The organism is Mesorhizobium sp. M1078 (assembly GCF_040318615.1).
Lineage (GTDB): Bacteria > Pseudomonadota > Alphaproteobacteria > Rhizobiales > Rhizobiaceae > Mesorhizobium.
Map to the genome: position 1 here is coordinate 18,455 of NZ_JAMYMP010000049.1, position 10,853 is coordinate 29,307.

Consider the following 10,853-nt stretch of genomic DNA (forward strand, 5'->3'; position numbering starts at 1 on the left):
ACGACTTGGAACTGTGGGCATCGTTCTGCGTGACAGAAAGCCCGTATTGCGCGGACTGTTTACGCAGGAGCGAGTTACGCCGTCGGCGAGTCTTTTCCTGGACGGTTTGCCGGTGACAAGCGCTGTAAGACAGGTTGGATGCGCGCTGAGGCGGCCGGTAATCCCGGCCCGTGGCGGCACAGGCCATTCTGGTCGCGGACGCTGGGACTCGGATGGACTTCGCGACATCGTGCGAGAGTATGTTGTAGAGAACCTCGCCACAGATGATCCTGTCCTTGGGCCTTGGAAAAGCTGGCAACGGATAACGAAACTAGGAGAGGACGTTCTGTATGAACGGCCAGAACATTGTGCAGGCGTTTGAGACGTCGGAGTATCGAGCTCGACTCAATAACCTGCGTGCGTTGATGTCCGATCGCGGGATGGACGTGCTGGTGGTCAGCTCGGGATCTAATCAATGCTATTTACTAGGGTATGACGCCTTTTCCGATGCCGAACCGCAGGCTGCGCTCGTGACGTTGGATGACGACCCGTATTTCATCCTACGCAAGATGGACGCCGACACGGCTAGCGACGCCGGATGCTGGCTTCCGCACGATCGGGTTGTCGCATATGCCGAAAGTTATGTCGGCGGCTCCGGAGACGCCAGTGCGTGGGAAATGATCGGCCAGTTCGTCAAGGACAAGATGGGCGCATCTGCGCGTGTAGCCGTCGAAGTGTCTGGACTGGGCGTGCAAGCCTACCGCAAGCTTATCGGCGCGTTGGGAGTTGAAGAGCCGCGTGATGGTAGCGGCCTGGTATCGAAATGCAGGCTGGTCAAGTCCGAGCGCGAGCTTTTGTACATGACCGAGGCAGCTGCGATCGCGGACCGGGCGATGCTTGCTGGCATGGACAAGATTACCGTCGGCGCGCGGCATTGTGAGGCAGCGGCCGCAATCATGTCGGTGCTCTGCGCCGGGACCGAGAGCATTTTCGGCGGACCGCCGCCGTTTCCACCATACATCCGAGGTGGCGAGTTCGCTAATGCGCCACACCAGATATGGATGGACGACGTATTTGCAGCCGGGCAGCAGTATTATCTGGAGTTTTCCGCTAGCCGGCACCGGTACCCGGCTCCACTGACGCGGATGGCTCATCTCGGCCCGGCGACACCGCACCTGAAGCATCGGCACGAGGGTGGCATGGCGGGATTCCACGCTGCCGTCGACGCGATGCGCCCGGGCGCGACCTGCGCCGATGTCGCGCGCGCGTTCCAAGCGGCTATCCGGCCGTACGGCCTCACGAAAGAGGGGCGCATCGGCTACTCCGTTGGTCTTGACTTCCTCGACGGCCCGAGTCTGACGACCAGCAATGACACCGAGATCGTGGCCAACATGACTTTCCACTTCCAGTCTAATTTCGTCGAACGCGGCAAAATCTACATGGTGAGCGATACCGTTCGGGTAACCGAAAATGGCGCGGAGCTGATGAGCGCCTTCCCGCGCACCCTTTTCGAGCGTCCCGCATAAAACCACCGGAAAGCTGGGCGGGGTTTGTAAGTGGGTTTTCGCCTCTGTCGCCGTTGCGAGAACTCAACTGGCCTGAGATAGCCCAGCGTCGAGTGGCGCTTGGGATTGTAGAAGCGCTCGATGTAGTCGAACACATCCGCCCTGGCTGCGTCCTCGTCCTGTAGACCTTGCGGGCCGTCCTCTCGGTTTTGAGCGACGAGAAGAAGCTTTCCATCGCCGCATTGTTGCCGGACCTGCTCATCGAGCAGGTGATGCCATGGTCGGCCACGAGCCGCTGGAACTGCTCGCTCGTATATTGGGCGGATTCAAACGGTCGTCGCAACATGGATTGCTTCTTCCTTCAGCAGCCATTGGTCGAGGGCTTTGGCCGGGGTCTTCCAGCCTAGAGTCTTTCGAGGCCTCGCGTTGAGGGTCGCGGCCACGGCGGCGATCGTCTCGGCGCTATGCGCGCTCAGGTCAGTTCCCTTGGGAAAATACTGGCGTAGCAATCCGTTGGTGTCTTCGTTTGTACCGCGCTGCCAAGGGCTCTGGGGATCGCAGAAGTAGACGTGAATGCCGGTGTCGATCTTGAGCGTCGCGTGTTTGCGCCATCTCAGCGCCTTGGTCCCAGGTTGACGAGCGTCGCAGTTCCTGAGGCAGGGTTACGATGGTGCTCGTGATCGCGTCGCGAACTGCTTCGGCGCCATGCCCCGCGAGAGCAGGTCCATTCTTGGCTCGCGGCGCGCCGCCATGACCGTCCAGTCGGGGCAGATGCAGCAGCATCGTGAAGCGCGTCGTGCGCTCGACAAGCGTGCCGATCGCCGAGCTGTCCAACCCCAGAATTAGATCGCCTTCCCAGTGTCCCGGGACCGCTCGATCGGACGCCTCGGCCGGGCGCTGGCTGATCATGATCTCGGGTGAGACGAAGCCCTTGCCGCGCTGGCCCGCGCGCGCCCGCGGCGTCCGCAATGCCCGCCCGGCAAGGTCGAGGGCGCGGTGCTGATCGTGGAGAGTTGGGTCCTGGCCCGGGTGCGCAACCGGCGCTTCTTCAGTCTCGGCGATCTCAACGCCGCAATCGCGGGGTTGCTGGAGGATCTCAACAACCGCCCCATGCGCCATGTCGGCAAAAGCCGCCGCGAACTGTTCGAGGAGATCGAGCGGTCGGCTCTGGCGCCGCTGCCGCCGGCGCCGTTCGAATATGCGGAGTGGAAATCGGCCAAGGTGCATCCCGACTACCATGTCGAGATCGACAGGACCTTCTACTCGGTGCCGCACGCGCTGATCGGGCGGCGCGTGGATGTGCGGCTCACCCACCGGGTGGTCGAGCTCTTCCATGATCACAAGCGCGTCGCCAGCCATGTCCGCCGCTCGCAGCGCTGCGGCCATGTCACCGTCAACGAGCACATGCCCAAGGCGCACCAGCGCTATGCCAACACGACGCCGGCGAACCTGATCCGGCAGGCAGCCGGGATCGGCGCCAACACCGCCATGCTGGTCGAGCGGATGATGCGCGACCGTCCCCATCCCGAGCAGGGATACCGCTTCGCGTTTGGCATCCTCTCGCTGGCCCGTCGGTACGAGCGGGATAGGCTCGAGGCGGCCTGCGAGCGGGCGCTGACCATCAATGCGATCACCTACTCCTCCGTCAACGCCATCCTCAAATCCGGCCTCGACCGTGTGCCGCCCGCAGCCGAGCCAGTCAAGCCCACGCCATCGCACACCAACATCCGCGGCGGCTCCTAATCAATGAAGGAAGGAAACCAACCATGCTGACACATCCAACCCTCGACCAGATGCAGGCTCTCGGCCTTGGCGGAATGGCCTCCGCCTATCGGGACCTGGCCGACCAGAGCAACGCCGACGATCTCAGCCGCGACGAATGGCTTGGCCTGATGCTCGATCGTGAAGCCGCCATGCGTGCCGACAAGCGTCTGACCAACCGTCTCGCGGTTGCCAGGCTGCGCTTTGCCGCGGCCGCTGCGGCGGCGAAGACCCAGAGCGTGCGCGCCTTCGCGCGCAAGCGACCAGTGCGTAAGCCCTGGCCAGAGAATATCGAACGCGAGCGCGTCGTCATCGAGCCTCCCACCGCCTGCGCCTGCTGCGGCGGATCCCGGCTGTCCAAGCTGGGCGAGGACGTGACCGAGACGCTGGAGGAGATCCCGCGCCGCTTCAAGCTGATCGAAACGAGCGCGAAAAGTTTACCTGCCGCGACTGCGAGAAGATCACCCCAGCCGCCGGCGCCGTTCCATGTCACGCCGCGCGGCTTCATCGGTCCCCAACTGCTGGCGACAATCCTGTTCGACAAGGTCGGCATGCATGCTCCACTCAACCGCCAGAGCGCGCGCTTCAAGGCCGAGGGGATCGAGCTGCCGCTGTCGACGCTGGCCGATCAGGTCGGCCACGGAACCTTCGCCGCATGCCGCTCTTCCAGCTGATCGAGCGCCATGTGCTCGCGGCCGAGCGCCTTCATGGCGACGACACCACCATTCGCTTCCTGGCGAAGGGCAAGTGCGCGACTTGGCGCATATGGACCTATACGCGCGACGACCGTCCCTTCGCCGGGCCTGCGCCGCCGGCGGCGATCTATTACGCCTCGAGCGACCGGCGCGGCGAGCGTCCTCAGAAGCAGGCCGGGTTCGCCGGCATCCTTCAGTGCGACTGTTACAGTGACTTCGAGCCGCTGTTCGACCCGCAGCGGAAGGAGCAGCCGATCACGCCCGGCCTTTTGCTACGCCCATGCGCGGCGAGGATTCTTCGAATTGGCCGACATCGCGAAAAAGGCCCGGGAGGGCAAGAAGGGCAAACCGATCTCCCCGATCGCGCTGGAGGCGGTCAGGCGCCTCGACGCACTGTTCGAGATCGAGCGCGCCATCAACGGCCGCAGCGCTGCCGAGCGGTATGCCGTGCGGCAGGAGAAGAGCAAACCATTTCTCGACGACATGCACGCCTGGTTGCTCCGCGAGCGCGATACCCTCTCGCGCTCTTCCGAGGTCCTGAAGCCAATCAATTACATGCTCAGGCGCTGGGCCGACTTCGCCCGCGCTGCGTGGCATTGCTCTGGGAAGGCGCAACTTGACCTTCGCCGGCCCCCAGCGCGGCGCCGACCGCGCCGCCGTTATGCTTACCCTCATCACCACGGCACGCCTCAACGACGTCGACCCAAAAGCCTGGCTCGCCGATGTCCTGGCCCGCATTGCTGATCTTCCCCCTTCGCGTCTGCACGAACTACTGCCTTGGGAATGGAAGCGCCTGCGCGAAGCCGACAAGGCCGCCGATCAGCAGGCCGCCTGACCTTCACGCATCGCCGTCATAGAGCCCGCCGCGCGCACGCGCGTGTCCCAATCATGCGGCCTTCGTCGTATGCGTACATCGCGTCACCCTCGAAGGCGAAATGAGAAAGCAAAAAGCACCGCCGCTCTCTGCCTTCGCATTGTCGTAAGGATTGTCGACACGGCTCATGCTCGCCTGGATACCGTGTAGATGCAGAAGTTCGGAGTAGGCCCCGCAAGCGTATTGAACCCCGCGGTCGGAATGATGAATGAGGCTCCCGGGTACGGGCTGGCGATCAGCGATGGCCATCTCGAGAGCTTCGATGCCAAGGCTTGCTCTAAGATGCGTATCCAGCGCCCATCCGACAACCTTGCGGCTGAACGCGTCAAGGACAACGGCAAGGAAGGCAAACTCCTCAGCCAGCTGCAGGAAGGTGATATCGGCAACCCATAGCCATTGAGGATCATTCCCCTCGCGAGGTTCGGCACCACTTGCCAACCATGCCTGGAGTTGGTCGTCACAGGAACAAAGGGGCTGGCGCGCAGGCACAACAGATTGTCTTCACGCATTATCCGCAGAACGCATTTGTGATTGACTTGCCACCCCTCGCGCCGAAGCAGGGCTCCAATCCGGCGGTAGCCGTCGTGTGTTGCCGAGAGCCAGCTTCTGAATGAGATCGCGCAAACCCGTCTCGGCCCGACGAGGGGCCGAATCCAGCCAGTGACGGTAATAGCTCGCGCGGCTGACACCAGCGAGCCAGCACATTCTGTCGATGTTGAATTCGCCTTGCGACAGGCCGGTCATCATCTTTTCGATGACTTTGAAGATCCCGTTTCGCCAAGAGCGCTGCTCCGACGCTGATCTTCCTCGAAGTGCCGCAAGGCTTCGCGAAAAAAATCGAGATCGAGCTGCTGCTGCCCGACCTTCTGCTCCTGCCCGCCTCCATGCGCCGGAGAAGCTCCAGCTTTTGGTCATCATCAATAACTCTTTGTTCGAAATGCGCAGTCACCCCGTAGAAGAAACGCAACGCACAGACCGTCTGGTTCAGCGCCGGCCAGGAAATGCCCTGCGACACTAGATTAGATAAACCTGGAGCGCACGGACGTCCTCCAGCCCCAGCCGATCCGGCAGTCATTTTGCAAATTCGAGTATCTCGTGTCGGGTAAAATCTACGAGATACGATGTCGTTGCTGGCACCGATCGCTCACCTGGTCCGGCGAGGGCACCGGCTGGAACTAACCATCGGCGCCTCTAACCCTATTCCGCTTCGGAATATCAGCAGCATTCCTGCTGGCGCTCCGTCAATTAACAGGGTCTATCACCCGGAGATGTATCCTTCGAAAATCCTCCCGCGATACCGGGAGCTGTGGCCCAAGCACCGGCGCTCGAGTGGGGCACGCAGCGAGTTCAGCCCTATCGAAAGGGAACTGAATTTGTCCCCGGTGGATTGCCGATTCGGTAACCGTCGACACGGAAGCGACAGCCGTGGATCCACCGCACCGAAGCGTCTTGATTAAGGTCGACGCGACCTCCTCGCCCTAAGAGTCCTCTCTGATTGAGGTCGTTTGGTCAAGATGCTCCTGCACTTTTTTCTGGACCGTTCCGTGGGTCACGCGCTTCTCTTCGCGGTCGGTGCTGGGCCGCCGCATGATGGGTTCAGGAGACGATGGCGTCGCTATCTGTTTCACGACCTTTGACGGCTTTCGGCCCCAAAGGCTCCGGACTCTCAACGAGATCGCCTAGCCCATCGTCACCACGGAACGATCCGGTATCACCCTTGGGGGCGAAGCTGTATTTCTTGCTGCTCCAGTTTTCGTCTCAATTCATGCCGTTGCTGCGCAGACCGGTTGCTCGCCGGATCAGTTGCAACGCGTCTCTCTCGTTCTCTCTATTGTACCAACGTCCGGTGGAAGGGTAGGTCCGCAGATTGTTTCTATTCGCCAAGGGTCGAAAGTGGTGTAATCGACCAACTGATTAAGTCAACGGCCCGCTGAAGTATCGCCTTGGTCCGAGCAGGGCTGGGTGAAGCGGCGATAACATATCCAATAAAGTCTCCCGAATCGCCCTTTCTGATGATCGCCGTCTCGGGTTCAACATAGAATTTGACCTCGGCGACACCTGACACAGCGGCCGCCCGACTCTCGCCAGCGATCGAGTTAATGGTGCCATCGCGATCAGGAACAAGGATCCGCGCGGCCACAGTCTGCGAATGCGTTTTGCGCAAGTCCATTCGTCGCCGATCGCAAGCTTGATGTGCTCGGTGATTATGTCGACACCATAGGCCAACTGAATCATTTGAGGACTGGGCGTGCCAGGAAGACGGGGATTGACTTCAATGACGACCGGGCCGCGCTTCGTCCACCGGAGTTCAACGTTTCGTTGGGGCGTTTACACTCGTTAGCGGTCAGGGGGCCGGTAGGGTCAATTCCCGACAGACGAAATGCGGTGGGGGCCGAACTCACCGGCATAAATCGCAATGACCCCATCTCCCATTATGTCGGCGTTATAGTAAGGGCCTTGTGCTAATTCTTCGACCAGTATCTTCGGCGAAGATCGCCATATGTGCTTCCAGCCCAGCAGGTAGGCAGCTATGTGCTTCCCGCTCAACAGGTAGGCAGTATGTTCGGCTAACTCACCGACGTTGCAGCACAATCGGACACCTCTGCTGCCGGCCCCCACGGCTGGCTTAAGAATTACCGGCAGGCCGATCTCCGCGGCAGCGCTTTCTACGTCCGTCACATTCGTTGCCAAGCGGTAAGCGGGTATTGGTACGCCGGCCTCCGCGAGGAGCTGACGTTGAGTGAATTTGTCGCAGCATCGTTCAACCGATTCGGGGTTCGGTCCCGGTAGATCGAAATACCGGCAGAGCTTGCCAACTGTCGCATAGACCGACTCTATGTGGACGTAATGCCAGCAATGTCATAGGTCGCGCGTAGCCGGGAGCATTCGCGGATCAGCGCATCTAGATTATGTGTATCGACACGAATTGTCTCAATGCTTTCCGTAGCAATGTAGTCGTACCGAGCTGGATCGGCCGACAGGACAATTGGATGAAGACCAAGACGCTGGGCTGCTTGGACGTATAGCAGACCCGTGCTCCTAGCCCGTTTGATGCACAGCGATCGGCTTTCGGCGGCCTGACAGGTCATGTGGTTAGCGTTGCGGTGTCTTTTGACGAGCTTCATCGGCGCCGGATTGATCCGTCATGATGGCAGGCGGGGGTTTGCGGGTTGCGGTCGGCGGGTTCGTTTCGAGGCGTCAGCGCCCCGTCGGCTACGTCACGAGCCGCGGGATGCGGTCGAGCACGATGCGCAGGATGCGCTGGTCGGGGCAGGATGTCGGCAGATGCAAGCGGATCTGGGTCTTCATCTCGACCACCCGCGCGGCGATCTTGATGAGGCGCAGACGCAGCGTGTCGAATTGGGCGACGGCAAAGCTGGAACGCTTCGGCATTGCGGCGCGCAGGCCCCACATCAGCCAGTAGGCACCGGCATGCAGGAACAACCGGAACTGGTTGGCCGTCGCTCTGGTGCAGGATGTGCGATCGGCGGCTAGATGCGTCTTCCATGACTTGATGTGGTTCTCGGCTGCGCCGCGCCGGCAGTAGAGATGCTCGTAGAGCGCCTTGGCCTTGCCACCGGCCAGATTGGTGACGATGAAGCGGGTGTCAGTACCTTGGGCACCGACCTCGACGCGGGCGATGATGCGCTCCACGCGGCTCCAGCTGGCGGCGCCGTCAACGAACTGCTTGAAGCGGCGGACCTTGTTCGTTGTCTCCGACACCGCGAAGCGCGCCAGCGTGCGGGCTTCCAGATCCGCGACATGCTTGCGCAGCGTCGTGGTGGGCGCCAGCCCGAGGATGAAGTCGACATCATTGGCGCGGCACCAGTCGATGACCGGTGGACTGCAATAATGGCTGTCGGCCCGGATCAGGATCCGTGTGTTCGGCCAATTGTTCCGGATCGCCTGCACCAGGCGGCGCAGATGGGGGCGGATCTCAGCCCCGCTCGGCCGCTTGGCTGGCCGAAGAACTGCACCGACGTATCGGCCATCGCCGTCGAACACCACGATCGGCTGGAAGCCGTATTCGTCATAATGGGCGTTGAACAGGCGCAATTGCTGGCCGCCATGCACGGCATCAAAGGTGTCGTCAATGTCGAGCACGATCCGCTTCGGCACCTGCCGGAACGAGGCGCAGTAGAGGTCGACCATCGCCCGCCCCATGGCGACCAGCTCCCGCACGCCGGGCAGGTTCTCTAGCCGGCACAGCGTCGATTGGGAGGCCAGATCCCGGCCCGACGGCAGCGCATCCTGGGCCATCTTGAAGACCGGATCGGAGCGCAGCCGGTTGGCGTCGTTGCGGTCCTCGTAGCCGGCGGCGATCATCTTCATGCGAAAGCCGATCATGTCGGCCAGGCTGTGGACGACCTGGTCCGCGCAGCGCGGATCGTAGATGCAACGCGCCAGACGGCCGGCCACCCGCAACTGCTTTTCCACCTCGGCCAAGGCCAGAACGCCGCTGTTGGACGACAGCATGCCGCCGTCGAAACGGGCGACGACGGACTTGCCGCCGACAGATAACAAACCGCTCAGCGGCAGCGCAAGATCGTTCATGGCGGGTGTGGTCTCCGGGAAATGATTCGGATCGGCTTAAGCAACCAAATCCTACGTCATTTCAACGGGCTTGCACTACATCCGCCAACCCACCATGAATTTTCCGGGCTAGGATGGCCTTCAACCAGAATGAGCACTCTTTTTCTTGCCATTGGCTGTTAACTCCGACGTTGCGTACTGTACGGCGGTCCGAAGGTAAATCGGCATCAGCTTTTTTAGCGGTGCGCGATCTCAGACCTTGTACTGAACGTATCAATGTCGGCGATTTCCGGTTGCAAAGAATCCGTAAATTTATTTGAAGGACCTGTTGCAACCGATCGAGTCGTCCTTGCACAACAGGTCTTTCTAGCCACAACGCGAAAAACTCGGGAGGTCAAGGACTCGCATTGACAGAGTCGTCGCCGGGAGTACGCCAGAATAATACCTGATTGCGTTTCAACTGCTTCCCCCGCTTACGCTGCACCTGCGTGGGGAAGCAGATCGGTTCGCGCGCGGTCTCCGCCCTCCTCGCAGACATTCGAAATGCCGAAACGACGAGGGAATCGTTCAAGCACGGTCGGTTCTCGGCTGCGCCTTCTTAGGAGCATGATGCCGGGGTTTCGGTTGCCGATCTGTGCCGCAAGCACGGGGTGAGCGACGCCTCGATCTACAATTTGGAGGGGCCGCTTCGGAGGCATGGACGTCTCCGAGGCGAGGCGTCTGAAGAGCCTTTGAGCACGAGAACGCGCCTGAAGCGGTTTCTTGCCGACGCCATGCTCGACAATGCCGCGCTGAAGGATCTTGTGGGAAGAACTGGTGACGCCCGCAGCTAAGCGGAAAGCTGTCGCTCGCCTGAAGGAAGCCCTTTGGTATGAGCGAACGGCGGGGGTGTAAAGCCATGGGCTATGCCGCATGACGCTTCGCTACGAGACCAGCAGGCCCGGCGACCGAGAGCTCCGCGCACGGATGAAGGCGATCGCGCAGAAGCGTGGCCGGTTCGGATACCGGCGTCTGCTCGTGATGCTGAGGCGCGAGGGACCCGTCGTGAACCACAAGAAGCTTCTTCCGGCTCTATCGCGAGGAGAGGCTAAAGTGCTTCGTAGTTGACGGCAGTCAGACAAATCGTGAGGCCATCGTCTTCTACGCGTTGAACGCTGCCTGCGGGATCAATCACGACGGACGCATAAACCGATCCGCATTCGAAAAGACTTGATGCAACGGTCAGCGGAATGTAGTGCGAGCCGCTCGCTGGCGTGGATGGTGAAATAGTCAGCGCGCTTGTTCGGCCTACTCGATCAGCGCATAGCGGTTGTGGCTATCGGGCGACGTCAACGTATAGCGGTCTCACTGACGCCGTACGACATTCTGTAGCTTTGTCGGGTCAACGATACAGGCTTGATTTAGCCACTTTCTATTTTGCCTCAGCCCAAATAACTGAAAACATTCACCAAGATTGTTTTCTCCGCCTCGTTCCGCCATTGGCACGAATTTTGATGCCCTCATTGC

4 protein-coding genes and 9 pseudogenes are annotated in these 10,853 nt (G+C 60.9%); 6 read left to right on the top strand and 7 right to left on the bottom strand.

Features of this window, described 5'->3' with window-relative positions:
• Nucleotides 1-5 precede the first annotated feature (5 nt).
• Together NKH38_RS30990 and NKH38_RS30995 are read left to right on the top strand one after the other, a co-directional pair.
• Nucleotides 6-277 (top strand): annotated as a pseudogene (locus tag NKH38_RS30990) (IS701 family transposase); the annotation flags it as partial.
• Between the two features lie 52 nt (nucleotides 278-329).
• Nucleotides 330-1,505 carry a M24 family metallopeptidase gene (locus NKH38_RS30995; protein WP_352765264.1) on the top strand — a complete coding sequence of 392 codons (1,176 nt, stop codon included), beginning with the start codon at nucleotides 330-332 and terminating at the stop codon, nucleotides 1,503-1,505.
• A 50-nt stretch (nucleotides 1,506-1,555) separates the two neighbouring features.
• On the opposite strand, the pseudogene NKH38_RS31000 reads toward NKH38_RS30995, so the two are convergent.
• Both NKH38_RS31000 and NKH38_RS31005 read right to left on the bottom strand, forming a co-directional pair.
• Nucleotides 1,556-1,806, bottom strand: a pseudogene (locus tag NKH38_RS31000) (IS3 family transposase); the annotation flags it as partial.
• 4 nt (nucleotides 1,807-1,810) lie between these two features.
• Nucleotides 1,811-2,462, bottom strand: a pseudogene (locus NKH38_RS31005) (IS30 family transposase); the annotation flags it as partial.
• Here NKH38_RS31005 and NKH38_RS31010 point away from each other — a divergent pair.
• The 3 pseudogenes from NKH38_RS31010 to tnpC all read left to right on the top strand — a co-directional run.
• Nucleotides 2,463-3,227 (top strand): annotated as a pseudogene (locus tag NKH38_RS31010) (Mu transposase domain-containing protein); the annotation flags it as partial.
• Between the two features lie 74 nt (nucleotides 3,228-3,301).
• Nucleotides 3,302-3,397 (top strand): annotated as a pseudogene (locus tag NKH38_RS31015) (AAA family ATPase); the annotation flags it as partial.
• Nucleotides 3,398-3,451: 54 nt separating this feature from the next.
• A pseudogene (gene tnpC / locus NKH38_RS31020) lies at nucleotides 3,452-4,775 on the top strand (IS66 family transposase); the annotation flags it as partial.
• Between the two features lie 164 nt (nucleotides 4,776-4,939).
• Here the strand turns inward: tnpC and NKH38_RS31025 are convergent.
• The 5 genes and pseudogenes from NKH38_RS31025 to NKH38_RS31045 form a co-directional block, all read right to left on the bottom strand.
• A complete protein-coding gene (locus NKH38_RS31025; protein WP_502905811.1) occupies nucleotides 4,940-5,431 on the bottom strand; it encodes an IS3 family transposase in 492 nt (163 codons plus the stop codon).
• On the bottom strand, nucleotides 5,316-5,732 hold the full coding sequence (locus NKH38_RS33500) for a hypothetical protein (protein WP_502905810.1): 417 nt from the start codon (nucleotides 5,730-5,732) through the stop codon (nucleotides 5,316-5,318). Before NKH38_RS33500 ends, NKH38_RS31025 begins: the two co-directional genes overlap by 116 nt.
• A 25-nt stretch (nucleotides 5,733-5,757) precedes the next feature.
• Nucleotides 5,758-5,882 (bottom strand): annotated as a pseudogene (locus NKH38_RS33505) (tyrosine-type recombinase/integrase); the annotation flags it as partial.
• 805 nt (nucleotides 5,883-6,687) lie between these two features.
• A pseudogene (locus NKH38_RS31040) lies at nucleotides 6,688-7,903 on the bottom strand (ATP-grasp domain-containing protein).
• Between the two features lie 124 nt (nucleotides 7,904-8,027).
• The gene (locus NKH38_RS31045; RefSeq protein WP_352765262.1) at nucleotides 8,028-9,368 is read right to left on the bottom strand and encodes an IS1380 family transposase; all 1,341 of its coding nucleotides are present in this window, start codon (nucleotides 9,366-9,368) and stop codon (nucleotides 8,028-8,030) included.
• Between the two features lie 581 nt (nucleotides 9,369-9,949).
• Between NKH38_RS31045 and NKH38_RS31050 the strand changes: the two are divergent.
• Nucleotides 9,950-10,437 (top strand): annotated as a pseudogene (locus NKH38_RS31050) (transposase); the annotation flags it as partial.
• Nucleotides 10,438-10,853 lie beyond the last annotated feature (416 nt).

Excerpts from the sequence above, each read along its gene's own strand:
- NKH38_RS30995 (WP_352765264.1), top strand. The coding sequence starts at position 330 with ATGAACGGCCAGAACATTGTGCAGGCGTTTGAGACGTCGGAGTATCGA.
- NKH38_RS33500 (WP_502905810.1), bottom strand. The coding sequence starts at position 5,732 with ATGATGACCAAAAGCTGGAGCTTCTCCGGCGCATGGAGGCGGGCAGGA.
- NKH38_RS31045 (WP_352765262.1), bottom strand. The coding sequence starts at position 9,368 with ATGAACGATCTTGCGCTGCCGCTGAGCGGTTTGTTATCTGTCGGCGGC.